20 protein-coding genes are annotated in these 26,413 nt (G+C 65.2%); 14 read left to right on the forward strand and 6 right to left on the reverse strand.

Features of this window, described 5'->3' with window-relative positions:
- Positions 1–114: 114 nt before the first annotated feature.
- The gene (locus H3V53_RS19125; protein ID WP_336599319.1) at positions 115–1,017 is read left to right on the forward strand and encodes an NAD kinase; all 903 of its coding nucleotides are present in this window, start codon (positions 115–117) and stop codon (positions 1,015–1,017) included.
- A gap of 2 nt (positions 1,018–1,019) precedes the next feature.
- Entirely contained in the window at positions 1,020–2,687 is a 1,668-nt protein-coding gene (gene recN / locus H3V53_RS19130; protein WP_336599320.1) for a DNA repair protein RecN, read from the forward strand.
- A 111-nt stretch (positions 2,688–2,798) separates the two neighbouring features.
- Here the strand turns inward: recN and glnE are convergent, their stop codons facing one another.
- Complete coding sequence (gene glnE / locus H3V53_RS19135; protein ID WP_473766660.1) at positions 2,799–5,822, reverse strand: bifunctional [glutamate--ammonia ligase]-adenylyl-L-tyrosine phosphorylase/[glutamate--ammonia-ligase] adenylyltransferase; 3,024 nt, start codon at positions 5,820–5,822, stop codon at positions 2,799–2,801.
- Between glnE and H3V53_RS19140 the strand changes: the two genes are divergently transcribed.
- The 6 genes from H3V53_RS19140 (at position 5,773) to H3V53_RS19165 (ending at position 14,929) form a co-directional block, all read left to right on the forward strand.
- On the forward strand, positions 5,773–10,074 hold the full coding sequence (locus H3V53_RS19140) for a YhdP family phospholipid transporter (protein WP_336599322.1): 4,302 nt from the start codon (positions 5,773–5,775) through the stop codon (positions 10,072–10,074). The two genes, glnE and H3V53_RS19140, sit on opposite strands and share 50 nt — an antisense overlap.
- Positions 10,075–10,203: 129 nt before the next feature.
- On the forward strand, positions 10,204–11,052 hold the full coding sequence (locus tag H3V53_RS19145; protein WP_336599323.1) for a carbon-nitrogen hydrolase family protein: 849 nt from the start codon (positions 10,204–10,206) through the stop codon (positions 11,050–11,052).
- A gap of 94 nt (positions 11,053–11,146) precedes the next feature.
- A complete protein-coding gene (gene tldD / locus H3V53_RS19150) occupies positions 11,147–12,613 on the forward strand; it encodes a metalloprotease TldD (RefSeq protein WP_336599324.1) in 1,467 nt (488 codons plus the stop codon).
- Positions 12,614–12,999: 386 nt separating this feature from the next.
- A complete protein-coding gene (gene aroG, locus H3V53_RS19155) occupies positions 13,000–14,073 on the forward strand; it encodes a 3-deoxy-7-phosphoheptulonate synthase AroG (RefSeq protein ID WP_054919074.1) in 1,074 nt (357 codons plus the stop codon).
- A 183-nt stretch (positions 14,074–14,256) separates the two neighbouring features.
- Positions 14,257–14,583 carry a type II toxin-antitoxin system RelE/ParE family toxin gene (locus H3V53_RS19160; RefSeq protein ID WP_336599325.1) on the forward strand — a complete coding sequence of 109 codons (327 nt, stop codon included), beginning with the start codon at positions 14,257–14,259 and terminating at the stop codon, positions 14,581–14,583.
- 7 nt (positions 14,584–14,590) lie between these two features.
- Positions 14,591–14,929 (forward strand): helix-turn-helix domain-containing protein, encoded by a 339-nt coding sequence (locus H3V53_RS19165; protein WP_336599326.1) that lies wholly within the window; start codon positions 14,591–14,593, stop codon positions 14,927–14,929.
- Positions 14,930–14,960: 31 nt separating this feature from the next.
- On the opposite strand, the gene H3V53_RS19170 is transcribed toward H3V53_RS19165, so the two are convergent.
- Positions 14,961–15,518: a cob(I)yrinic acid a,c-diamide adenosyltransferase gene (locus H3V53_RS19170; RefSeq protein WP_336599338.1), complete on the reverse strand. Its 558-nt coding sequence runs from the start codon at positions 15,516–15,518 to the stop codon at positions 14,961–14,963.
- Positions 15,519–15,710: 192 nt separating this feature from the next.
- On the opposite strand from H3V53_RS19170, the gene H3V53_RS19175 reads away from it, so the two are divergent.
- The 6 genes from H3V53_RS19175 to proC all read left to right on the forward strand — a co-directional run bounded on the left by H3V53_RS19175 (position 15,711) and on the right by proC (position 22,889).
- Complete coding sequence (locus tag H3V53_RS19175; RefSeq protein ID WP_336599339.1) at positions 15,711–17,126, forward strand: FAD-binding oxidoreductase; 1,416 nt, start codon at positions 15,711–15,713, stop codon at positions 17,124–17,126.
- A 64-nt stretch (positions 17,127–17,190) separates the two neighbouring features.
- On the forward strand, positions 17,191–18,708 hold the full coding sequence (locus tag H3V53_RS19180; protein WP_054919052.1) for an FAD-linked oxidase C-terminal domain-containing protein: 1,518 nt from the start codon (positions 17,191–17,193) through the stop codon (positions 18,706–18,708).
- 213 nt (positions 18,709–18,921) lie between these two features.
- Entirely contained in the window at positions 18,922–20,010 is a 1,089-nt protein-coding gene (glcE, locus tag H3V53_RS19185; protein WP_336599327.1) for a glycolate oxidase subunit GlcE, read from the forward strand.
- A 7-nt stretch (positions 20,011–20,017) separates the two neighbouring features.
- Positions 20,018–21,244 (forward strand): glycolate oxidase subunit GlcF, encoded by a 1,227-nt coding sequence (glcF, locus tag H3V53_RS19190; RefSeq protein ID WP_336599328.1) that lies wholly within the window; start codon positions 20,018–20,020, stop codon positions 21,242–21,244.
- A gap of 116 nt (positions 21,245–21,360) precedes the next feature.
- Entirely contained in the window at positions 21,361–22,059 is a 699-nt protein-coding gene (locus H3V53_RS19195; RefSeq protein WP_336599329.1) for a YggS family pyridoxal phosphate-dependent enzyme, read from the forward strand.
- Positions 22,060–22,073: 14 nt separating this feature from the next.
- The gene (gene proC, locus H3V53_RS19200) at positions 22,074–22,889 is read left to right on the forward strand and encodes a pyrroline-5-carboxylate reductase (protein WP_336599330.1); all 816 of its coding nucleotides are present in this window, start codon (positions 22,074–22,076) and stop codon (positions 22,887–22,889) included.
- Positions 22,890–22,955: 66 nt separating this feature from the next.
- Here the strand turns inward: proC and ubiA are convergent, their stop codons facing one another.
- The 4 genes from ubiA to H3V53_RS19220 form a co-directional block, all read right to left on the reverse strand.
- Entirely contained in the window at positions 22,956–23,819 is an 864-nt protein-coding gene (gene ubiA, locus H3V53_RS19205) for a 4-hydroxybenzoate octaprenyltransferase (protein ID WP_054919047.1), read from the reverse strand.
- 158 nt (positions 23,820–23,977) lie between these two features.
- A complete protein-coding gene (locus H3V53_RS19210) occupies positions 23,978–24,466 on the reverse strand; it encodes a Dps family protein (protein WP_054919045.1) in 489 nt (162 codons plus the stop codon).
- A 173-nt stretch (positions 24,467–24,639) separates the two neighbouring features.
- Positions 24,640–24,786 (reverse strand): hypothetical protein, encoded by a 147-nt coding sequence (locus H3V53_RS19215; protein WP_336599331.1) that lies wholly within the window; start codon positions 24,784–24,786, stop codon positions 24,640–24,642.
- Positions 24,787–24,909: 123 nt separating this feature from the next.
- Positions 24,910–26,364 carry a catalase gene (locus tag H3V53_RS19220; protein WP_336599332.1) on the reverse strand — a complete coding sequence of 485 codons (1,455 nt, stop codon included), beginning with the start codon at positions 26,362–26,364 and terminating at the stop codon, positions 24,910–24,912.
- Positions 26,365–26,413 lie beyond the last annotated feature (49 nt).

Genomic DNA, 26,413 nt, shown 5'->3' on the forward strand with positions numbered 1-26,413 from the left:
TAATCGGCCGAAGGCTGGACGGCGTAACGCGGCCTCGGCGCAACCGCCCGGGCCGCCGCACCGCCGCTGCCGTCGACGGTTCTTTTCAGGTCGCACCTATGGTGTAATGCCGGCATGCAAGCTAACAGCCAGTTCAAGACCGTTGCGCTCGTCGGGCGCAGCAATACGCCGGGCATCGGAGAGCCGTTGACCGCGCTCGCCACGTGCCTGGAAAAGCTCGGCTATGAAGTCGCATTCGAGGCGGAGACGGCGCAGGAGATCGGCGTCTCGCAATGGCCCGCGCTGCGCCCCGCCGAAATCGGCGCGCGCGCGGACGTCGCCATCGTGCTCGGCGGCGACGGCACGATGCTTGGCATCGGACGGCAACTGGCGCCGTACAAGACGCCGCTGATCGGCATCAACCACGGCCGGCTGGGCTTCATCACGGACATTCCGTTCTCCGACATGCGCGAGATCATCCCGCAGATGCTGTCAGGCAGTTTCGAGCGGGAAGAGCGCACGCTGCTTGAATCGCGGATCATGCGCGACGGCCAGCCGATCTACCACGCACTCGCCTTTAACGACGTCGTCGTGAACCGCTCGGGCTTCTCGGGCATGGCGGAGCTGCGCGTGTCGGTGGACGGGCGCTTCATGTATAACCAGCGCTCGGACGGCCTGATCGTCGCGACGCCTACGGGCTCCACGGCTTACGCGCTGTCGTCGCAAGGGCCGATCCTGCATCCGCAGCTGCAGGGGCTCGTGCTGGTGCCGATCGCGCCGCACGCGCTGTCCAACCGCCCGATCGTGATTCCCGACGAGTCGAAGGTCAGCATCCAGATCATCTCGGGCCGGGACGTTAACGTGAACTTCGACATGCAGTCTTTCACGGCACTCGAACTGAACGACACGATCGACGTACGCCGTTCGCGTCACACGGTGCCCTTCCTGCATCCCGTCGGCTACAGCTACTACGCGACGCTGCGCAAGAAGCTGCACTGGAACGAGTATCCTTCGCACGAAGACGATCCGAGAGACTGAACATGCTCCGCCACCTCTCGATACGCGACTTCGTCATCGTCGCCGCGCTCGACCTCGAATTCGACAGCGGCTTTACGGTTTTCTCCGGCGAAACGGGCGCCGGCAAATCCATCCTCATCGACGCGCTCGCGCTGGCACTCGGCTCGCGCGCCGATGCGAGCGTGGTGCGCACGGGCGAGGCCCGCGCGGACATCACGGCCGAGTTCGACACGCATCCCCTCGTCGACGCATGGCTCGACGAGCAGGCGCTCGCCGCCGACGATTCGGAGCACGGCAACACAGTGCTGCTGCGCCGCGTGGTCGATGCAAACGGCCGCTCGCGCGCGTTCATCAACGGCACGCCGGCCACGCTCACGCAACTGCGCGAAGTCGGCGAGATGCTCGTCGATATCCACGGGCAGCACGCGCATCAACTGTTGATGCGGCCCGACGCGCAGCGCGAACTGTTCGATACCCACGCGGGGCTGCTCGACACCACGGCGTCCGTGACCCGCGCGTGGCGCGCATGGCGCGACGCGGCACAGGCCGTCGAAACCGCGCAGAGCAAGGACCGCGAACTGCAACTGGAACGCGAGCGCCTTGCCTGGCAGCTCGCCGAACTCGACAAGCTGTCGCCGCAGCCCGGCGAGTGGGAAGAAGTCAACGCCGAGCATCGGCGGCTGTCGCATTCGGCCAATCTGATCGACGGCGTGCAGGGCGCGCTGTCGGCGCTATCCGAATCCGACGACGCGATGATCGGCCATCTGTCGTCGATCGTCTCGAAGATGCGCGATCTCGCCGAGATCGATCCCGCGCTGAACGACGCGCTGGCCGCGCTCGAGCCCGCCGAAATCCAGCTGCAGGAAGCCGCGTATTCGCTGAGCCACTATGCGCAGCGGCTCGACCTCGACCCCGACCGCCTGGCCCAGGTGGAAAAGCGCCTCGACGCGCTGCATTCGACCGCGCGCAAATTCCGGCTGCAGCCCGAAACGTTGCCGCAGGAACATCAGGAGCGCCGCGAGCAGCTCGCGAAGCTCGACGCCGCCGCCGACCTGGACGCGCTGCGTGCCGCCGAAGCCAAAGCAAAAGCGGCCTACGCCGCCGAAGCAAAGGTGCTGTCGAAGGCGCGCGCGAAGGCCGCGAAGGCGCTCGGCGCTGCCGTGACGACGGGCATGCAGGAACTGTCGATGGTGGGCGGCAGCTTCGAAGTCGCGCTGGTGCCGCAGCCCGAAGGCGGCGCGCATGGCATGGAGCAGATCGAATTCCGCGTCGCCGGCCATGCAGGCGTGCCGCTGCGGCCGCTCGCCAAGGTCGCGTCGGGCGGCGAACTCGCGCGTATCAGCCTCGCCCTCGCCGTGATCGCGAGCGCCGCCAGCCCCACGCCCACCTTGATCTTCGACGAAGTGGACACGGGCATCGGCGGCGGCGTCGCCGAAGTGGTGGGACGTCTGCTGCACCAGCTTGGCGAGCAGCGTCAGGTGCTATGCGTGACGCACTTGCCGCAGGTCGCCGCGCGCGGCGATCGTCACTTCCAGGTCGCAAAGAGCAGCAATGGCAAGGGCGGCACGCTCAGCACGGTCACGTCGCTCGACAAGGCGAGCCGCATCGAGGAAGTCGCGCGAATGCTGGGCGGCCTGGAAATTACGGCCACCACGCGCAAGCACGCGAAGGAAATGCTGACCACGGCGTGAGGCTTGCAAACGCGGCGGCGCGACCCGCGCCAGCCGTGCAGCGCACGAAACGCACGAAGCACCAGCGAGCCCGCAGCCTCGGGCCCAATCAAGCCGCGCCCGCATCACGCCTTAACCGAACACCCGCTTCCACAGCCGCAGCACGGCCTCGCGCTCTTTTTCAACCGTCTGCGGCTCCACGCGCGCCTTCTCCATGCCGTCGAGCCGCAGCTTGTGCTGCAGCTTCCGATAGGTCCGGTAAGCCGCGCCGACGGTATCCGCCTCCTCGCCGCTCATCAGCCCGAACCGCGACACTTCGCGCAAAAGCGCGATGTTGCCCGTGTTACGGATCAGCTCCGGATCGCGCGCCGCGTGCAGCAGCACCCAATACTGCACGGCGAATTCGATATCGACCATGCCGCCGCGATCGTGCTTCAGATCGAACAGCTCGGTGCGGTTCGGGTGTCCGTCCTCGACACGCTGCCGCATGTCGACGATTTCCGCGGCGAGCGTCGCGGCATCGCGCGGGGTCGTCAGCACCTGCTCGCGAATCGCCTCGAACCGCGCGCCGATCGACGGATCGCCCGCGCAGTAACGCGCGCGCGTCAGCGCCTGGTGCTCCCAGACCCACGCGGTGTTGGCCGCGTCGCCCTCGCGCAGCTGATAACGGCGGAACGCGTCGAGATCCGTGACCAGCAGACCCGACTCGCCGTTCGGACGCAGCCGCAGATCGACGTCGAACAGCGTGCCCGCGCCCGTGGCCGTCGTGAGCCACGTGATCAGCCGGCGCGTGAAGGTTGCGTAGACGTCGGACGCGGCGTCGTCGGGATCATCGTACAAAAAGATCAGATCCAGGTCCGACGCGTAGCCGAGTTCCTTTCCACCCAGCTTTCCGTACGCAATGATCGCAAAGCGCGGCACCTCGCGATGCCGCTTGGCGAGCTGGTTCCAGACGGCTTCGATGGTCACGTCGAGCACGGCGTCGGCGAGCTCCGACAGCCGGTCGCTGACATGCTCCACGCTCAGCTTGCCCGCCAGATCGATCAGCAGAATGCGGAACACCTCGGCCTGGTGCGCGTGGCGCAGCAAGTCCATCTGCTGCTCGACGCCGTCGGCGGCCGCGAGCCGCAGGCGCAGGCTGCGCTTGAACTCGGGCCAGTCGAACGGACTCGCCATCGCTTCGTCGTCGAGCAGCTCGTCGAGCAGTTGCGGATGGCGGATCAGATAGCCCGCTGCCCACCGCGACGCGCCGAGCACCGACAGCACGCGATGCAGCGCCTGCGGATATTCCGTCAGCAGTGCGAGGTACGCGCCACGCCGCGAAATGGCTTCGAGCAGATCGAACAGGCGCGCGAGAATGCCGGCGCGCCGCTCGGGCGGCTCCAGCGTGCGCGCGGCCTCGAGCGCACGCTGCGCGACGATGTCGAAGCGCTGGCGGCTGCGCTCGGCCAGCCCCGCGTAACGCGACGACTGCCACACGCCTTTCATCCGCGCGAGCAGTTCGCCCGGCGCATCGATGCCGAGCTCCGTGAGCCGCGCGGAAAGCGCCTCGTCGGCGCTGTCGTCGGCGAGCGCGCTGCTCCAGACCCAGACGCCCGCGCCGTCTTCGGGCGCGCCGCAGCCGCCCTGTCCGCTCACCTTGTCGGCGAAGATCTGGTCGAACTGCTGTTCGACCCGTTCGCGGTGCGCCTCCAGCGTCGCCATCAGCGACGGGTAGTCGGCAAAACCCATCGCCCCGGCCAGATGCGCGCGCTCGCCGGGATCGACGGGCATGGCGTGCGTCTGCGCGTCGTTCCGGTATTGCAGCCGATGCTCGAGCTCGCGCAAAAACAGATACGCGGCCGACAGGTCCGCGCACACGTTCGGCGCGATCAAACCGCGCGCGGCCGCATGGCGCAGCACGGCGAGCGTCGGGCGCACGCGAAAGCCCGCATCCTGACCGCCGCGGATCAACTGGAATACCTGCGCGCTGAACTCGATCTCGCGGATGCCGCCGCGTCCAAGCTTGATGTCGTCGGCCTTGTCGGGACGCATCGACGCGCGCCGCTGCGCTTCCTGGCGAATCTGCAGATGCAGCGAGCGGATCGCGCTGATCACGCCGAAGTCCAGATAGCGCCGGTACACGAACGGCTTGACGATCGCGTCGAGCTGCCGCGACAGCCGGCGCGCCGCGTCGCTGTCGTGCTCCGACACGAGCCGGCCCTTGATCCAAGCATAGCGCTCCCACTCGCGCCCTTGGACGTAGAAATACTCTTCCAGCATGCCGAGGCTGCACACAAGCGGCCCGGAATCGCCGTTCGGCCGCAGCCGCATGTCGACGCGAAACACGTAGCCGTCCGCCGTCACCTCGGCGAGCGCCGCGATCAGCCGCTTGCCCAGGCGCGTGAAGAAGTCCTGCGTCGCGATGGACGAGCGCTGGCCGCCCGTCGTCTCGCCGTCGTCTTCGTAGACGAAGATCAGGTCGATATCCGACGACACGTTCAGCTCGCGCCCGCCCAGCTTGCCCATGCCGACCACGCCCAGCGCCAGCCGCTCTCCCTGCGAACCGCGCGGCTCGCCGTACAGCGCTTCGAGATCGGCGGACACGACGGACATCGCGCACTGGACCGTCGCTTCCGCGAGATCGGTCATCGTGCCCGTGACTTCGGCGACGTCGGCGGCGCGCGCAAGATCGCGCTCCATGACGGCGCAGAACACTTCCATGCGAAGCTGGCGCAGCGCCTTTTTCAGCGCATCTTCGGAAAGATGCGCGCCGGGCGACGGGCGCAGCGCGGCGAGCAAGGCATCGAGGCGCTCGTCGATGCGCGCACGCGTGACGGGCGCCGCCGCCAGCGCAGCGACCCGCGACGCGAGATCGGGTTGCGCCGCATAGGCGCGCGATGCGTAGTGCGAATAGCTGGAACTCAACAGGGAGGGTTCGGTCATCAAGGAGCTGGCTCGTTCGTTGCTGGTTTCTGTCTTCAGATGGTCGATGCGTGCGCGCAACCCGCCGGCGCGCCGTGTGGCCTCGCGCACACAAGCCGCCCCTGTCAGGCTTTGCCGCAGGTCCGTGTGATACATTTCGTCGTTAGACCGCAAAACTACCATACGCCTACCCCGTCGCAGCATGTCCGAGCGAAACTCATCCGCCGACCCGCACGAAGCTGGACGCGTCATGCCCGTAGGCGGAAGCGATCACGCGGTGCTGCGCCACACGTTGCGCGTGCTGCTCGTCGTTGCGCTATTCCTGTATTTCGTCGTCGGGCTCGCCGTGCTCGGGCTGCGCTATATCGTGCTGCCGCGCGTCGACTCGTTCCGGCCGCAAATCGAGTCGGCCATCTCCGAGAAAATCCGCGCCCAGATCACGATCGGCAAGATCGCGCCGCACTGGACGGGCTTCCAGCCCGGCCTCGAAGTCACCGACGTCACCATCCGCAACCGCGAAGGCAAGACCGCGCTGAGCATCCCGCATGCGAGCGCAACGGTGTCGTGGTCGTCTGTCTGGAAGCTCGCGCCGATCTTGTCGAGCGTGATCGTCGATCAGCCGGATCTGCTCGTCGAACGCGAGACGGACGGCGCGCTGACGGTCGCGGGCGTCATGCTGCCGACCGCCCATTCCGGCAACGACACGTTCAGCACATGGCTGCTTCGGCAGCAGGCGATCATCCTGCGCGGCGGCACGCTGCGCTGGCACGACGCGCGCCGCGACGCGCCCGAGATCGCCCTGCAGAATATCCGCCTCGCCATCCTCAGCGACGGCTACGACCACCGGTTTGCGCTGCAGGCGCCGCCTGACGGCAAGGTGCTGTTCGGCCCGCTCGACTTCCGCGCGAACTTTCGCCATGCGCGTCTCGCGGCAATGGGCAAGCCGATCAACTGGACGGGCGAAGCGTACATTTCGACGGGCCCCGTCGATCTGCCCATGCTCGCCCGCTATATCGAATTCCCGATCGAGACGTACGCGGGCCGCATCGATAACGCGATCTGGCTGCAGTTCGGGCAGGGCCGCGTGCGATCCGCGTCGGGCGAGCTGTCGGGCAGCAACATCGCGTTGCGGGTCAAGCCGGCGCAGCCGAAGCTCGACGTGCCCGTCGCGCGCTTTTCGTGGGCGGTCGCGCACGACGGCGACGAATGGACGCTCGACCTCAACAACCTGCGCGCCGAACTCGGCCAGCCGCCGCTCGACGACGGCACGCCCGTCGCACGCATTCTCGCGCTGCAAACACTGTCGAGCCGCTACCGGATGCCGAGCGTCCAGCATGGTCAGCTGATCAGCATCTCAGGCGACCGCGTCGACCTGGGCGTTCTCGCGGAATTCAGCCGCGCGCTGCCGCTGCCGACGCGCCTCCTGAACAGCCTCGTGCGCTTCAACCCGCGCGGGCTGGTCGCGAACTACACGATCGAAGTCGAGCGCGGCAAGCCCGATTCGGGCCAAGCGGCGAGCGAGCATCGCGAGCCGGGCGCGGAGCCGATCGTCCGCTATCGCTTCAAGGCCGATCTGCAAGGCATCAGCGTCGCCGCGCAGGAGCCGCCGCCGGGCCTCACCGCGCGCTTTCACCCGCGCGCGGGCATTCCTGGCGTCGAGAACCTGTGGGGCAGCGTCGATGCCGACGAAAAGCACGGCTCGATCGCCCTCGATACGGCCAACGCGGCGCTCACGCTGCCCGGTGTGTTCGACGATCCGCGCCTCACCTTCGATCATCTGAGCGGCAAAGGCACGTGGACGATCTCGCCCAACATCGATCCGGGCCAGCGGCATAAGGCGTTCAAGGTCGATGTGTCGGAGCTGAGGGTGTCGAACGCGGACACGGCGGCCAAGGCGACGGCCAGCTATTCGAACGTCGGCAGCGGGCGCGGCTCGCTCGATCTGAAAGCCGACTTCGAGCGCGCGCAGGTCACGCGCATCACGCGCTATCTGCCGACCAGCATCAGCGAGAAGCTGCGGATTTATCTGACGCACGGGCTGCAGGCGGGCATCTCGCGCGGCGCAACCATCGAGATTCACGGCAACCTTGAGAAATTTCCCTACTCGCGCGATCCGGATGCGGGCGTCTTTAAGATCGTCGCGCCGTTCACGGGCGGACGCTTCGATCCGTCGCCGTATCCGCCGCGCACGCTGAAGAACGGCACGCCGAACGTGTGGCCCGCGTTCGACGGCATCGACGGCACGTTCCTGCTGCAGCAACAGCTGCTGCGCTTCGACGTCGACCGTGCGCACTACAAGGGCATCGCGATGGGCAAGGTGACGGGCAAGATCGACGACCTTGGCCGGCGCGAGTCGAGCCTCGTGATCACGGGCAGCGGCCACGGACCACTCGCCGACATGCTCGATTACGTGAACAACAGCGCGCTCGCCGGGTTGTCGAAACATCAGACCGAAAAGCTGCACGCCGATGGCCCTGCCGCCCTCGCACTCAAGCTGACGGTGCCGCGCAACCCGCCGATGCCGCCGGGCGTCACGCCGCCGAAGGTGCGTGTGTCGGTGGAGGGGTCGCTGGCGTTCGAAAACGACAAACTCTCGGTGGACAACGTTCCGCCGCTGTCGCAACTGCGCGGCACCGTGCATTTCAGCGACCACACGGCGCAGATCGACGGACTGTCAGGACAGTTCATGGGCGGCGATCTGCGCGCGAAGGGCGGGCTGACCGAGCAGGGCACGTACGCGCTCGACCTGTCCGGCAAAGTCGCCGTCGACGCCGCGCGCGGCTTGAATCTGCGCGGCCTGCCTGCGCAAATGCTCACGCGGATGAACGGCAGCGCGCCGTACAGCATTAGCGTGCGCGGCGCGAAGGGCCGTCTGCCAGAGCTTGCCGTGCACTCGGACCTGACGGGGCTCGCGCTCGATTTCCCCGCGCCGTTCAACAAGCCAGTCGGCACGCCGATGCCGCTCGACTTCACTTTCCGGCCGACTGCCGCCAGCGTCAATGCGAACACCAACGCCAGCGGATTGGCAGGTGCGGCAGGTGCGGCAGCTGTGGCTTCCAGCGGCGGCGCCGACTCCGACGCCGGCAGTGACAACGCCGCACTGGAACGCGCCGACCTCACGTTCGGCCCGATCGCGGCCGCGTATGTGTTGCGCCACACGCCCGGCCAACCGCCCGAAGTCGTGCGCGGCACGGTCGGCGTGAACCGGCCGGCCGATCTGCCGTCCGAAGGCGTGATCGCCGCCGTCGACATCGACGCGCTCGACGCCGATGCCTGGCGCGCCCTCTTCCTGCAAATGCGCAAGGCGAACGAGGGCGTCGCGCCCGTGCCGCCCAGTGCGACGGCCGCGCAGTTCATGCCGAACCGCTTCGCCATCCACATCGGCACGCTGACGCTGCTCAAGCGGCATTGGGAGAGCGTGGTGGTCGGCGCGTCGCACGACGACCGCCAGTGGCAGGCGAACATCGCGTCGAATCAGGTATCCGGCCACGTGTCATGGCTGCCGGGCGCCCAGCCGGGTTCGCCCGGCACGCTGCAGGCGCGGCTCGCGCGGCTCGTGATTCCGTCGGCGACCGAGAAGGACCTGCTCGGTCCCGCGATCAACCAGCCGGCGCAGAACATTCCGTCGATCGATCTCGTCGTCAACGAACTGATCGTGCGCGAGCGCAATCTTGGCAAGCTCGAAGTCAACGCGCACAACTTCGAGGACAACGGCACGCCCGTCTGGCAGCTCGATTCGCTCCAGATCAGCAACCCCGCCGCGGTGCTCAAGGCGACGGCGAACTGGCGCACCGGCCGCAACTACGGCGCGAATCAGGACGACGAAGCTGGGCGCGGCACGGAAGTCGATTTCAAGCTCGACATCAAGGACGCGGGGCTGCTGCTCGACCGCGCCGGCCTGCCGCGCACGCTGAAGTCGGGCGAAGGTTCGCTGTCGGGCAAGCTCGGCTGGCGCGGCAGCCCGACCAAGCCCGACTATCCGACGCTCGACGGCAGCGTCGCCGTGGACCTGCGGCACGGGCAGATTCTCAAGGTCGATCCGGGCGTCGCGAAACTGCTTGGCGTGCTGAGCCTGCAAAGCCTCGCGCGCTATGCGTCGATGGATTTCCGCGACGTGATCGGCGAAGGGCTGCCGTTCGAACACGTGACGGGCACGGCGACGGTCGACCACGGCATCGGCACGACGAACAACTTCGAACTGGTGACGGCGCCCGGGCGCGTCGAAATGAAGGGTACCGTCGACCTCACGCACGAAACCCAGGATCTGACCGTGCACGTCGTGCCGACCGTCAGCGCGGGCGCGGGTGTCATCGTGGCGGCCGTGATCAACCCGCTGCTCGGACTCGCCGCGCTGGTCGGCGATGTCGCCCTGTCGCATTCGCTCGAACACGCGTTTGCGCGCTACTACTCCATCACGGGTTCGTGGGCCAAGCCGCACGTCGAGCGGGTGCACGACGATCGCGGTAATATGAACGCGCCAGCTACCCTCGCGACGCCGAACTGAGGGCCCGACCAGCGCCAGGCGCGAGCCCGGGGCAAGCCTCGGCGCCGGGTTTCGCGGCCCAGCGAACGCCGCTGCCGTTGGCCTTTCCGCTTGTCCGCACTGCCCCTTGCAGGAGTTTTTCGAACGCCCATGAGCGACCTGAATACGCAGTCCGCGAAGTCTTTCCTCCCAGCCGATCCCTTCCGCGTCGCCGCGTTGCAGATGGTGAGCACGCCCGATCGCGAGCGCAATCTTGCCGACGCCGAACGACTGATCGCGCAAGCCGCCGCCGAAGGCGCTCAGCTCGTCCTGCTGCCCGAGTATTTCTGCTTCATGGGCTTCAAGGACACCGACAAGCTCACCGTGCGTGAACCCTACGGCGACGGCCCGATCCAGCGCTTTCTGGCCGATGCCGCGCGCCGGCACGAGGTCTGGGTGATCGGCGGCACGCTGCCGTTGACGGCGCCCGAAGCAACGCGCGTGCTGAACACGACGCTCGTGTTCGATCCGCAAGGCAACGAGGCCGCGCGCTACGACAAGATCCATCTGTTCAACTTCGAGAAAGGCGAGGAATCGTTCGACGAGGCGCGCACGATCCGCCCCGGCGACACGGTGCGCACGTTCGATGCGCCGTTCGGGCGCGTGGGCCTGTCCGTCTGCTACGATCTACGCTTTCCCGAGCTGTACCGGCGCATGGGCGACTGCGCGCTGATCGTTGTGCCGTCGGCGTTCACGTACACGACGGGCCGCGCGCACTGGGAAACGCTGCTGCGCGCGCGGGCCGTCGAGAACCAATGCTACGTGCTCGCCGCCGCGCAAGGCGGCAAGCATGAAAACGGCCGGCGCACGTGGGGCCACAGCATGTTGATCGACCCGTGGGGCGAAATCATCGACGTGCGCGACGAAGGCGCGGCCGTCGTCGCGGGCAATATCGAGCGCGCACGGATCGACGAAGTCCGGCAGAGCCTGCCGGCCTGGCGTCATCGCGTGCTCAACTGAGCTGCATTGCATCAACGAGACATTGAAAGTGCCGCTGCCGTCACCCATCTGACGGGCGTGCACAACCGAACACCCTGAATCGAGCGAACTTCGCATGAACATCATCGAACCCAGCATCCGTAACCTCGCGACGGCCAAAGACGTGCTCCTCACGCCCTACGGCCTGGACGAAGCCGTGCTGACCCGCACGCTCGCCGAAATCTTCACGCATCGCGTCGATTACGCCGATCTCTACTTCCAGGCCACGCGCAGCGAGGCGTGGAGCCTGGAAGAAGGCATCGTCAAATCGGGCAGCTTCAGCATCGACCAGGGCGTCGGCGTGCGCGCCGTGTCGGGCGACCGCACGGCGTTCGCGTATTCGGACGACCTGTCACCCGAGGCGATCCGCCAGGCGGCGATCGCCACCCGCGCAATCGCCAAGGCGGGCGGTGGCAAGCAGAAGATCAAGGCGGCGTCGACGCTCACGGGTGTGTCCGGCCGCGATCTGTATCTGCCGTCCGATCCGCTGCATTCGCTCGACGCGACGGCCAAGGTCAAGCTGCTCGAGCGCATCGAGCAGATGGCGCGCAGCCGTGATCCGCGCATCACGCAGGTGATGGCGGGACTCGCAGGCGAATACGACGTGGTGCTCGTCGCGCGCAGCGACGGCGCGCTTGCGGCGGACATCCGCCCGCTCGTGCGCGTATCGGTGACGGTGATCGCCGAGCAGAACGGCCGCCGCGAAATCGGCAGCGGCGGCGGCGGCGGCCGCTACGACTACGGCTATTTCACGGACGAACTCCTGTCGAAATACGTCGACGATGCCGTGCACGCGGCGCTGGTGAATCTGGACGCGCGCCCGGCGCCCGCCGGCGCAATGACGGTCGTGCTCGGACCGGGCTGGCCCGGCGTGCTGCTGCACGAAGCGATCGGCCACGGTCTGGAAGGCGACTTCAACCGTAAAGGCTCGTCGGCGTTTGCCGGGCGCATCGGCGAGCAGGTTGCGGCCAAGGGCGTGACCGTCGTCGACGACGGCACGCTGCCGAACCGCCGCGGGTCGCTGAACATCGACGACGAAGGCAACCCGACGCAGTGCACGACGCTGATCGAAGACGGCATCCTGAAGGGCTACATCCAGGACACGCTGAACGCGCGCCTGATGAAGATGCCCGTGACGGGCAACGCGCGCCGCGAGTCGTACGCCGCGCTGCCGATGCCGCGCATGACCAACACGTACATGCTCAACGGCGACAAGGACCCGCAGGAAATCATCGCGTCCGTGAAGAACGGCCTGTATGCGGTGAACTTCGGCGGCGGCCAGGTCGATATCACGAACGGCAAGTTTGTGTTCTCGGCGTCCGAGGCGTACATGATCGAAAACGGCAAGATCACCTATCCCGTCAAGGGCGCGACGCTGATCGGCAGCGGCCCGGAATCGCTGAAGTACGTCAGCATGATCGGCAACGACATGTCGCTGGATACGGGCGTCGGCGTGTGCGGCAAGGAAGGCCAGAGCGTGCCCGTCGGCGTCGGACAGCCCACGCTGCGCATCGAGAAAATGACGGTTGGCGGCACGGTCTGATTTCGCGTCGCTCGCACGATTCGCGCATTGATTGCGCCAATCGTGCGGATTTTCCGCATTTTCACGGCCTGCGGCTTGCCAGCTGAGCGAACCTCGGGTTATAAAGTAAATCAACCTTTCGACGAGCAACCCTTTTTCGCCATGTCCGCCAAGTTTTATTTTTACTTTTTTGGGGCATCTCAGACCGCTGGCGGATCGAGAGGGGTGTGAACGTACATAGGCACCTGAAATTCCCGAAAAAACCGCCAGCGAGTCTGGCGGTTTTTTTTTTCGTCCCTACCCACTTTGACTTTGACCTTTTTAGCCTGTTGATGAGTTCGCTGCGGTGCCACCACGGGATGTGCAGACCGCGCGAACCGCGCTACGAACGAATCGAGGAGAAAACCATGCCCCCGCACAATACCGACGATGTCCGCATCCGCGAACTAAAAGAGCTGACGCCGCCCGCTCACCTGATCCGCGAGTTCCCGTGCGACGAGAAGGTGTCCGACCTGATCTTCAATGCACGTCAGTCGATGCACCGGATTCTGCACGGCATGGACGACCGTCTGATCGTCATCGTCGGACCGTGCTCGATTCACGACACGAAGGCCGCCATGGAATACGCCGGTCGCCTGATCGAGCAGCGCAAGCGCTTTGCCGGCGAGCTGGAAATCGTGATGCGCGTGTACTTCGAGAAGCCGCGCACGACGGTGGGCTGGAAGGGTCTCATCAACGACCCGTACATGGACAACAGCTTCAAGATCAACGACGGCCTGCGCACCGCGCGCGAGCTGCTGATGAAGATCAACGAACTGGGCCTGCCCGCCGGCACCGAATACCTCGACATGATCAGCCCGCAATACATCGCCGATCTGATCTCGTGGGGCGCGATCGGCGCGCGTACGACGGAATCGCAGGTGCATCGCGAGCTGGCGTCGGGCCTGTCGTGCCCCGTCGGCTTCAAGAACGGCACGGACGGCAACGTGAAGATCGCCGTCGATGCCATCAAGGCCGCGTCGCAGCCGCACCATTTCCTGTCGGTGACGAAGGGCGGCCATTCGGCCATCGTCTCGACAGCGGGCAACGAGGACTGCCACATCATCCTGCGCGGCGGCAAGACGCCCAACTACGACGCCGACAGCGTGAACGCCGCATGCACCGACATCGGCAAGGCCGGCCTCGCCGCGCGCCTGATGATCGACGCGAGCCACGCAAACAGCTCGAAGAAGCATGAGAACCAGATTCCCGTGTGCGCGGACATCGGCCGCCAGATTGCGGCGGGCGACGAGCGGATCGTCGGCGTGATGGTCGAGTCGCATCTCGTCGCCGGCCGCCAGGACCTGCAGGAAGGCTGCGCACTGACGTATGGCCAGAGCATCACCGATGCGTGCATCGGCTGGGACGACAGCGTCGCCGTGCTCGAAGGTCTTGCGGAGGCCGTCAAGCAACGGCGCGTCGCGCGCGGCAGCGGCAACTGACAACCAATTCTCTCTTTTCACGCAGACTTCGCCCGGCTCGCGCAGCCGGGCATTTTTTTGGCCGTTCGGCCGAATCGAATTCCACTCGCCCTTTCTGTACCTTCAAAGCTTGTTCCCGTGATCGCGAAAGCACGTTGAACATCGGAGAGTTCGTGTATAAAATTTTGTACATGAAGGGAGTTCATGGAGCTGGAAAAAGAGATTCGCCGGGTCGGCTCCAGCTACGGTGATCTGATTGCGTTCCCGGATGAAGCGCGCCGCCAGGCGGGCTTTCAGCTCGTCAAGATTCACGCAGGGCTCGATCCGGACAATTGGAAGCCGTTCGATACCGTCGGCCCGGCACGCGCGAAATTCGCGTCATTGAAACAGGAAGGTGCTTTTCGCGTGATGTATGTGGCCAAGTTCGTCGAGGCCGTCTATGTGCTGCACGGCTTCCAGAAAAAGACGCAGGCCACCAGCCGTCACGACAGGCAAATCGCCGAAATGCGCTATCGCGCTATAGCCATGTGAGGAAAGCATGACCAGGACGATCGACACGAAGATCCGTCACGTAACAAAGCCGGGGGCGAATCTGTTTCTCGAACTCGGCTTTCCCGCAGACGAAGCAAAGCGTCTGCAAGCCGTTTCGCAGAAACAGATCAACGACACACGCCTGCTCAAGGAACAGCTGATGACGGAGCTGTCCACGTGGATCGAGCAGCATCATCTGAAGCAGTCCGAGGCGGCGGAAATCCTGATGGTATCGCGCCCGCGCGTGTCTGACGTCGTCAACAAGAAAACAGCCAAGTTCACCATCGATACGCTCGTCGAAATGATGAGCCGCATCGGCAAGCCCGTCACGCTGGCGATCGGTTAGGCGGTTGAATGACACGTCGCTATTCGTTGCGTTAGCCGTTCGCGCCGCGATCGTGGCGCCACAGCACGTCGCTGCCGCCGTCCACGCGGTTCAGCACGCGCGCCAGCACGAACAGCAAATCGGATAAGCGGTTCACATAGCGTCGCGGCGCATCGTTGATCGCGTCGACAGCGCCGAGCGCGACGATTGCGCGCTCCGCACGGCGGCAAACGGTCCGGCACACATGCGCAAGCGAGGCCGCTCGCGTGCCCGCCGGCAAAATGAACTCCTTGAGCGGCGGCAGCGTTGCGTTGTATTCGGCGAGCCAGGCGTCGAGCTGCGCCAGATGCGTATCCGCGATCAGCGAATGGCCGGGAATGCACAGCTCGCCGCCCAGATCGAACAGATCGTGCTGAATCGCTGTCAGCGCCGCGCGCACGTCGTCGGGCAACGGTTCGCACAGCAGCACGCCGATATTCGAGTTCAGCTCGTCGACGTCGCCGATCGCGGCAATACGCGCATCGTCCTTTCGCACGCGGCTGCCATCGCCAAGGCCCGTGGTGCCGTCGTCGCCCGTGCGCGTCGCGATCTTGCTCAAGCGGTTGCCCATGATGTCCGTGTCCTCGTACTGGTTCGCGATGCATCGATCCGGCGGGATGCCGTACAGCATCGTCTCATTATAAAGTTGCGGGACGTCGCGCTCGCGGGCGCCACGCCCGCCTGCGCGCCTGACCCCGCGCCGCCGGACGATCGGCGTAAAATGGTCAACAACCATCAGAACATTCGCCATCAGGAGACGCAGGTGAACCATCCCGTGCCGCCGGCCCCCGTGCGCCGCCCTTTTCCTGCAGAACTTCTCAATGCGCTGAAGTCGGCATTCGGCGAGCGCGTATCCACTTCCGAAGCTGTCCGAACGCATCACGGCCGCGACGAGTCTCCATTTGATCCGCAATTGCCCGACGCCGTCGTCTTTGCGAACAGCACGGAAGACGTGCAAGCCATCGTCAAACTGTGCGGCCAATACGACGTGCCCATCATTCCGTACGGCAATGGTTCCTCGCTCGAAGGCCATCTGCTCGCCGTGCAAGGCGGCGTGTCGATCGATCTTTCCGCCATGAACCGCGTGCTGTCGATCAACGCGGAAGATCTGACCGTCACCGTCGAGCCCGGCATTTCGCGCAAGCAACTGAATGAAGCGCTTCGCGACACCGGCCTCTTTTTCCCGATCGATCCAGGCGCGGACGCGAGCATCGGCGGCATGTCGGCGACGCGCGCCTCGGGCACCAACGCCGTGCGCTACGGCACGATGCGCGAAAACGTGCTGGGCCTGACCGTAGTGCTCGCCGATGGCCGCGTGATCCAGACGGGCACGCGCGCGCGCAAATCGTCGGCGGGTTATGACCTCACGCGGCTTTTCGTCGGTTCGGAAGGCACGCTGGGCGTGATCACCGAAATCACCGTGCGGCTGTATCCGCAGCCCGAAGCCGTGTCGGCGGCCGTTTGCGCTTTCCCATCGATGGGCGACGCGGTGCGCGCCGTGATCGAAACCATTCAAATTGGCGTGCCCATCGCGCGCGTCGAATTCGTCGATTCGCTCGCCGTGCGCTCGATCAACCGGCATTCGAACCTGACACTGCGCGAAGCGCCCACGCTGTTCTTCGAGTTTCATGGCACGGAAGCGGGTGTGAAGGAGCAGGCCGAACTCGTGCAGGAAATCGCCGCGCAGAACAAGGGCGAAGACTTCGAATGGGCGACGCGCCCGGAAGACCGCAGCCGTCTGTGGAATGCGCGGCACAGCGCCTACTTCGCGATGCTGCAGCTGAAACCCGGCAGCCGCGCCGTGACCACGGATGTCTGTGTGCCGATTTCGCGACTTGCCGAATGCGTGGTCGAAACGGAAGAAGACCTGAAGCGCTCGCCGCTGCCCTGCCCGATCGTCGGGCATGTCGGCGACGGCAACTTCCACGTCGCCATGCTGATCGACCCGAACAAGCCAGAAGAGCTTGAAGAAGCGGAGCGGCTGAACCATCGTATCGTGCAGCGCGCGCTGCGCATGGACGGCACCTGCACGGGTGAGCACGGCGTCGGCTTGCACAAGATGGGCTTTCTGCTCGAAGAACACGGACCCGTGGCGGTTGACGTGATGCGCTCCATCAAACGCTCACTCGACCCGCGCAACCTGATGAACCCCGGCAAGATTTTTACGTGGGCGGCCTAGCCTAACAGCAGGTCCGGCCGCGCGGCGCAACGACGCGCGCGGCCATCCGAGGAGGAGACATTCCATGAACGCACCCGGCGAGCTGTCCCCTGAGTTGACGCCTGAACTGTCGCCCGAGATGCTCGCGCAACGGCAGCGCGAAGTCGTGCAAGCGCTGATGGCCGTGCTGCCGACGCACTGCCTTCTGTTTCGCGAGGAAGATACTGTCGCGTACGAATGCGACGGCCTCGCCGCATACCGTCGACTGCCGCTGGCTGTCGCGCTGCCGGAAACCGAATCGCAGGTGCAGCGCATCGTGCAGATCTGCCACCGGCTGAATGTGCCCATCGTGCCGCGGGGCGCGGGCACGAGCCTGTCAGGCGGCGCGATGCCGATCCGGCATGGCGTGGTCGTGTCGCTCGCGCGCTTTCGCAAGATCATCGAAGTCGACCCGTACGCGCGCACGGCCACCGTCCAGCCCGGCGTGCGCAACCTGTCGATATCGGAAGCGGCTGCGCCTTACGGGCTCTATTACGCGCCCGACCCGTCGTCGCAGATCGCCTGCACGATCGGCGGCAATGTCGCGGAAAATTCGGGCGGCGTGCACTGCCTCAAATACGGCCTCACGGTGCATAACGTGATGCGGGTGCGGGCAATCACGATGGAAGGCGAAATCGTCGAATTCGGCTCGCTGAGCCCCGACGCCCCCGGCCTCGATCTGCTCGCCGTCATGATCGGCAGCGAAGGCATGTTCGCGATCGTGACGGAAGTCACCGTCAAGCTGATTCCGAAGCCGCAGGCCGCGCAGGTCATCATGGCCAGCTTCGACGACGTCGTGAAAGGCGGCGACGCCGTCGCGGGCATCATCGCATCGGGCATCATCCCCGCTGGTCTCGAAATGATGGACAAGCCCGCCACGCGCGCCGTCGAAGAATTCGTCAACGCGGGCTACGACCTGGATGCCGCCGCGATTCTGCTGTGCGAGTCCGATGGCACGCCTGAAGAGGTCAGCGAGGAAATCGTGCGGATGACGGCTGTGTTGCGTGAGCATGGCGCGACGCGCATCCAGATTTCGCGCACGGAAGCCGAGCGCCTGCGCTTCTGGTCGGGCCGCAAGAACGCGTTTCCGGCTGCAGGCCGCATTTCCCCCGACTATTACTGCATGGACGGCACGGTGCCGCGCCGCAGCATCGGGCCGCTGCTCGCGCGCATCGAGGAGATGGAGCAGAAGTACAACCTGCGCTGCATCAACGTGTTTCATGCCGGCGACGGCAACATGCATCCGCTGATCCTCTTCAATGGCAACGATCTCGACGAGTGGCACCGCGCGGAGGCTTTCGGCTGCGACATCCTCGAGACATGCGTCGAGCTGGGCGGGACGGTGACGGGCGAACACGGCGTGGGCATCGAAAAGATCAATTCGATGTGCGTGCAGTTCTCGCCGGAGGAGCGCGACGCGTTTCACGCGGTGAAGCGTGCGTTCGATCCCGCCCGGCTGCTCAATCCCGACAAGGGCATTCCAACCCGGGCGCGTTGCGCCGAGTACGGCAAGATGCATGTGCGCGGCGGACTGCTGCCGCATCCGGAACTGCCGCGTTTTTGAACGCCCGCGCTGCTGCAGGGATGAGCCGATCCGGCTCAAGCCGGCAGCGCGCGCCCCAGGCGGAGCAGCCGGTCACATGTACGCCCGCTTTCAGCTGCGAAACACGCATCGCCGAAGCGCATAAAACGCAATCCGTTTGATACGGGTCGGAACCGGGTTGCCAGCGCGGCTTCCGCCGGTACAATCGAAAGCACTACAACGAAGCAACGCACCATGAAAGAGGACGACATCGTCGCCGCGTGGTCGGAACGGGTTCGCGGGGCCACAGCCGCGGAGCAGCCGATCCGCATCCGGGGTGGCGGCACGAAGGACTGGTACGGCCAGTCATTGCAGGGTGAGATCCTCGACACGCGCGCGCATCGCGGCATCATTACGTACGATCCCGCCGAGCTCGTCATCACCGCGCGCGCCGGCACGCCGCTCCTCGAAATCGAAGCGGCACTCGCCGAACACGAACAGATGCTCGCGTTCGAGCCGCCTCATTTCGGCCCGCAAGCGACGCTCGGCGGTTGCATCGCGGCCGGCATCGCCGGTCCGCGTCGCCATTCAGCCGGCGCGCCACGCGACTTCGTGCTCGGCGCGGTCGTCATGAACGGTCAGGGCCAGGTTTTGCATTTCGGCGGACAGGTCGTGAAGAACGTTGCAGGCTACGACGTTTCCCGTCTGATGGCCGGTTCTCTCGGAACGCTTGGGCTGATTCTCGAGTTGTCCGTCAAGGTGCTGCCGCGTCCCAAGGCCGAAGCGACGCTGAAGTTCGATATGAACGGCACCGATGCCGTCCGCAAGCTCAACGAATGGGGTGGCCGCCCGCTGCCGATCACAGGCAGCGCATGGCGCAACGGCACGCTGGCCGTGCGGCTGGGCGGAGCCGAAGCGGCCGTCAAATCCGCACGCACATCGCTCGGCGGCGAGGTGGTGGATGCCGTCGAAGCCGAACGCTTCTGGGCAGGCCTGCGCGAGCAGACCGATCCGTTCTTCGCCGCGATCGGACCGAAGTCCGCGCTGTGGCGTCTCGCGCTGCCGACCATCACCGAGCCGCTGCAGCTGCCCGGCGCGCAACTGATGGAATGGGGCGGTGCGCAACGCTGGTGGATTACCGACGCCGACGCGCAGACCGTGCGCATCAGCGCGAAACAGGCGGGCGGCCACGCAACCATTTTCCGCACCGGGCTCGGATACGACCGCGGCGCAGGCGTCTTCACCCCGCTGCCCACTCCGTTGATGAAGATTCACCGCGGCCTCAAAGCCGCCTTTGACCCGGCGCGCATCTTTAACCGCGGCCGCCTGTACCCCGACTTCTGAGCGCGCGATGCAAACCAATCTCGCCGACTTCATCCGCAATACCCCCGAAGGTGACGAAGCCGACGCCATCCTGCGCAAATGCGTGCATTGCGGCTTTTGCACGGCCACCTGCCCGACGTATCAATTGCTCGGCGACGAACTGGACGGTCCGCGCGGGCGCATCTATCTGATCAAGCAGATGGTGGAAGGCACGCAAGTCACGCGCAGCACGCAGTTGCACCTTGACCGTTGCCTCACGTGCCGCAATTGCGAATCGACGTGCCCGTCGGGCGTGCAATACGGCCGGCTGGTCGAAATCGGCCGCAAGCTCACCGAAGAGAAAGTGCCGCGCCCGTTCGGCCAGCGTCTGATGCGCCGCATACTGGCGAGCTTCGTGCCGAACAGCACGCTGTTCACGCCTGCGATGCGGCTTGGTCAGCACTTTCGTCCGCTGCTGCCGAAGAAGCTGCGTGACAAGGTGCCGCAACGCCAGCGCCAGCTCGAATGGCCGACGCGCACGCATCCGCGCAAGATGCTGATGCTGGCCGGTTGCGTGCAGCCCTCGATGATGCCGAACGTCAATATCGCGACGGCGCGCGTGCTGGACGCGCTGGGCATCCAGACGGTCATCGCGCCGGAAGCGGGCTGTTGCGGCGCGATCCGGCTGCACCTGGGCTACAACGACGAGGCGCTCGACGATGTGCGGCACAACATCGACGCATGGTGGCCGCATGTCGAACAGGGGGTCGAAGCGATCGTGATGAACGCGTCGGGCTGCGGTGCGACCGTGAAGGAGTACGCGCACCTGTTGCGCAACGACCCGGTGTACGCGGAAAAAGCGAAACGCATTGTTGAACTGACGCGCGACATCAGCGAAATCCTGCCGGAATTCGAGGAGGCGCTGACGCCGCTCACGCGCCGCCGCGCTGTGCATACCGTCGCCTATCACCCGCCCTGCACGCTGCAGCATGGCCAGCAGATTCGCGGCAAGGTCGAGCATTTGCTGACGGCGCTCGGCATCGAGGTGAGACTGCCCGCTGACAGCCATCTGTGCTGCGGCTCCGCGGGCACCTATTCGCTCACGCAGCCCGCGCTTTCGTACGCTTTGCGCAACCAGAAGCTGGAAAAGTTGAAGGCACAGGAGCCGCAGATCATCGTATCCGCGAATGTGGGTTGTATTGCGCATCTGCAAAGCGGCACCTCCACGCCTGTCGTGCATTGGGTTGAGCTCGTCGAGCACATGCTCGCGTCCTGACGGGAGCATCGCTTGCTGGACAATCGTGCGCAACCTGGCCATCCGGCCAGGTCGTGACGCGCGAACGACGTCCGTATAATCCGGTTCATCGCTCTTGAACCGGTAATCAACGCTTCATGCCTGACCTCGCTCACAATCTCGACGCAGTGCATCAGCGCATCGCCCTCGCAGCGCAGGTCGCGGGCCGCGATTCGCGATCCGTGGCGCTGCTGGCCGTATCCAAGACCTTTCCCGCCGAAGACATCCGCGCCGCGCATGCGGCAGGCCAGCGCATGTTCGGCGAAAACTACGTGCAGGAAAGCTTGACCAAGATCGCGGCGCTGTCCGATTTACGCGCGTCGATCGAATGGCATTTCATCGGGCCGCTGCAATCGAACAAGACGCGTCCCGTTGCAGAAAATTTCGACTGGGTGCATTCCGTCGATCGTCTGAAGATCGCACAACGTTTGTCGGAACAGCGTCCCGATGCGCTGCCCCCGCTCAACGTGTGCCTGCAGGTCAACATCAGCGGTGAAAGCTCGAAGAGCGGCGTCATGCCTGACGAAGCCGTCGGCATTGCGCGCGACATCGCCGCCTTGCCGAAGCTGCGTTTGCGCGGACTGATGGCGATTCCCGAACCGGAGGGCGACGTCGAGCAGCAGCGCGTGCCGCACCGGGCATTACGCGAACTGTTCGACAAGCTGCGCTCGGAAGGCCTCGAACTCGACACGTTGTCGATGGGCATGTCGGGCGATCTGGAAGCGGCCGTGCTCGAAGGCGCGACCATCGTACGCGTCGGCACGGCCATTTTCGGCGCCCGCGATTACTCTCACTGAACTCTCCGAACATCATGAAAATTGCCTTCATCGGCGGTGGCAACATGGCTGCTGCCCTCATCGGCGGTCTGATCAAGCGCGGCGTCGCGGCGTCGGACATTCGCGCAATCGACCCCAACGAAGAGGCTCGCAAGCGCAGCGAGACGCAGTTCGGCGTCAGCACGGGTGCCGCAGCGGACGAAACCTTGCAATCGTTCGACGCGGTCGTGCTCGCGGTGAAGCCGCAGGTCGTAAAGGACGTCGCGGCAGCGCTCGCGCCGCATCTGTCGGCATCGCAGCTGGTCATCAGCATCGTTGCGGGTATTCGCGGCGCGGACCTCACGCGCTGGCTCGGCGGCCATGCGCGCGTCGTGCGCACCATGCCGAACACGCCCGCGCTGATCGGCATGGGCGTGACAGGGCTCGTCGCGCTGGGCGGCGTCGACGCGGCGGGACGCGAACTCGCGTCGCAAGTGCTCGGCGCCGTCGGGCAAACCGTCTGGTTTGACGACGAAGCGAAGATCGACGCCGTCACCGCCATCTCCGGTAGCGGCCCGGCCTACGTGTTCTACTTCATCGAGGCCATGCAGGAAGCGGCGCGTCAGCTCGGCATGGACGACGAGCAAGGCCGCGCGCTTGCCGTCGCGACATTCACGGGCGCGGCGCAGCTCGCAGCGCAATCGGGCGAACCGGCCAGCGTGCTGCGCGAGCGCGTGACATCGAAGGGCGGCACGACGGCTGCGGCGCTCGCGGCGTTCGAAGCACACGGCGTGAAGGACGCCATCGTGCGCGGCGCGCTAGCTGCCGATGCGCGCGCGCGGGAAATGGGCGAGGAATTCGGCAAGCAGTGATACCGCGAGCCGGTTGGATGCGTGACGAAGCCGGCGCTGCGCCCGCCGCGTCCCGTGAAAAACGTATCAGAAAGCCTGCGCTGCGTAATGCGCGGCGATGCCCGCGAACAGCGCGCCGCCCAGCCAGTTGTTATGCCGGAACGCTGCGAAACAGGGCATGCGCTCGCGGTCCTTGATGAGCGTGTAGTGATAGACGGCGCAGCCGGCCGCGGCTGCCAGCCCGATCCAGTACAACACGCCGTAGCCGAGCACGACGCCGATACCCACATAGATACCGAGCGTGGCCGCATAGCAGAGCATGATTGCCAGCACGTCGTAGCGGCCGAATGTCAGCGCGGACGTGCGGATGCCGATCTTGATGTCGTCGTCGCGGTCGACCATTGCGTATTCGGTGTCGTACGCAACCGACCAGAACACGTTCGCTACCAGCATCACCCATGCGAGCAGCGGCACCTGGTTTTGTATCGCGGCAAATGCCATCGGAATGCCGAAGCCGAACGCGATGCCGAGATACGCCTGCGGAATCGCAAAGAAGCGCTTCGTGAACGGATACGTGCCCGCGACGAACAGCGCAGCCACGGACAGCTCCTTCGTCAGCGCATTGAGCGGAAGAATCAGTAGGAACGCGATCAGCGACAGCCCCGCCGCCAGCGCCACCGCTTCCCACGCCTTGATCTTGCCCGAGGTGATCGGCCGGTTCTCGGTGCGCTTCACATAGCGGTCGAAATCGCGGTCCGCGTAGTCGTTGATCGCGCAGCCCGCCGAACGCATCAGCACGGTGCCGATCACGAAGATCAACAGCAGCGACGGCGATGGATGACCATTCGAGGCGATCCACAACGCGTTGAGCGTCGGCCAGAGCAGCAGAAGGCTGCCAATCGGCTTGTCCATGCGGACAAGGCGCAGAAAGAGCGGGAGTCGGGCGAACATGTCGGGCGCAACGCAGAGAGATGATCCCGATATTTTAGAGCAGCGCGCGCGGCAGTCCCGCGCAACCGCGCAGGCAAAAATGAAAAGCCCGACAGGCGTTCACCGGTCGGGCCTTCGATACGGCATCGCGGCAGCCTGCGACGCTGCTCCGAAATCGCTCAGGCGAGCATCGAACGCAGCATCCACGCGTTCTTTTCGTGCGTCTGCATGCGTTGCGTCAGCAGGTCGGCCGTCGGCTCGTCGTGCGCGGCGTCCGTCACCGGGAAGATCGCGCGCGCGGTGCGCACGACGGCTTCCTGGCCTTCCACCAGCTGGCGGATCATGTCTTCGGCGGCGGGCACACCATCCGCTTCGGCGATCGACGACAGCTTCGCGAATTCCTTGTAGCTGCCCGGCGCCGCGACACCCAGCGCGCGGATGCGCTCGGCGATCAGATCGACGGCCATCGCCAGCTCCGTGTACTGCGTCTCGAACATCAGATGCAGCGTGTTGAACATCGGACCCGTCACGTTCCAGTGGAAATTGTGGGTCTTCAGATAGAGGGTGTACGTGTCAGCGAGAAGACGCGACAGTCCTTCTGCGATCTTCTTACGATCCTTGTCGCTGATCCCAATGTTGACGTGCGGTACGGCTTCTTTCTTGGCCATGATGACTCCCGTTAAGAGTGATACGAACCGGTCTGCATGCCTGGAGTTGCGCGTGTGCAATCCCTGAACGCTCGAACGCCCGCCAGTTTAGCCTGGAAACCTGAGGCGTTCGCGTGACCCCATGCCTCGCATCACGTGCGTTCGCGACCGCGCATGGCCATGCGCCACGTGCGTTAGCCGTGAATCGCGTGCAGCAGACTCGCGACGATCACCACATAGCCGCTGCCGAGCATCGCGAGGCCCGCGAACTTCTGGAAAAGCATCGGGCTGTGCATCGGTTGCGCGGCCCTGCTTGCCTGGTTTCTCATTGCGCGCTTCATCGTCTTTCTCCTTTGCGGACGACAGCTCACGCATGAACGCGCGCAAGGTCTCGTCCTCATCTTCTGCCAATCTCGTAACACTCTGATACCAAGCAGGCAGCGCCGTTGCGCGCCGCCGCTACCTCATTTCGCCTTCGCCTGCGCCAGCGTCTCGATCGCCGCAATCACGCCCTGCCCATACGCCGGGTCGATCTTGCGGAAGTGCTCGACCTGACGCGCGACGATATCGGCGGGCACGCCTTCGATCGAACGCGCGATGTTGCCGAACAGGCGCTCGCGTTGCGCGTCATCGAAGAGCCGGAACAACGCGGCCGGCTGGCTGTAGTAGTCGTCGTCCTCGCGATGGTTGTAGTGATCGACATTGCCCGCCGCAAGCGGCGGCTCCATCGCGTTGCGGTCCTGCGCGAAGTCGCCGAAGCGGTTCGGCTCGTAGTTCACGTTGCCGCCGAGGTTGCCGTCGGTGCGCATGCCGCCGTCGCGATGGAACGACCGCACGTTTGGCGCGCGCGACGCATTCACGGGAATCAGGTGATGGTTGACACCGAGCCGGTAGCGCTGCGTGTCGCCGTACGAAAACAGGCGGCCCTGCAACAGACGGTCCGGCGAGAAGCCGATGCCCGGCACCACGTTGGCCGGCGTGAACGCGGCCTGCTCGACATCCGCGAAGTAGTTCTGTGCGTTGCGGTTCAGCTCGATCACACCCACATCGATCAGCGGATAGTCCTTGTACGGCCACACCTTCGTGACGTCGAACGGGTTATAGCGATACGTCGCGGCCTCTTGTTCTGGCATCACCTGGATCTGGAAGCGCCACTTCGGGAAATTGCCGCTGTCGATCGATCCGAGCAGATCGCGTTGCGCGCTTTCGCGATCGCTCGCCACCACTTGCGCGGCTTCTGCATCGGTGTAGTTCTCGATGCCCTGCATCGACTTGAAGTGGAATTTCACCCAGAAACGCTCGTTGTTTGCGTTGATGAACGAGAACGTATGCGAGCCGAAGCCGTGCATCTGTCGAAAATTCTTCGGAATACCGCGATCGCTCATCAGAATCGTCACCTGATGCAGCGACTCCGGATGATGCGCGAAGAAATCCCACGCGTTCGTCGCACTGCGCATGTTCGTGTAGGGATCACGCTTTTGCGTATGGATGAAGTCGGGGAACTTCAGCGGATCACGGATAAAGAACACGGGCGTGTTGTTGCCGACCACGTCCCAATTGCCCTCTTCCGTGTAGAACTTGATCGAGAAGCCGCGCACGTCGCGCTCGGCGTCGGCGGCACCGCGCTCGCCCGCCACCGTCGAAAAGCGCATGAAAAGCGGCGTTTCCTTGCCGACTTGCGAGAACACTTTGGCTTTCGTGTAGCGCGAGATATCGTGCGTCACCGTGAGCGTGCCGAACGCGCCCGAGCCCTTCGCGTGAACACGGCGCTCGGGAATCACTTCGCGATCGAAGTGCGCGAGCTTTTCGATCAGCCACACGTCTTGCAGCGCGACGGGGCCGCGCGGGCCGGCCGTCAATGAGTTCTGGTTGTCGGCGACGGGTGCGCCCGCGGCGCTCGTGAGATTGCGTTCAGACATATCTGTTCTCCGTGAACGGTCCTGGCGAATTCGGATGAGAAGAAGAAAC

It is taken from the genome of Paraburkholderia bengalensis, from assembly GCF_037126505.1.
Classification (GTDB): Bacteria; Pseudomonadota; Gammaproteobacteria; order Burkholderiales; family Burkholderiaceae; genus Paraburkholderia; species Paraburkholderia bengalensis.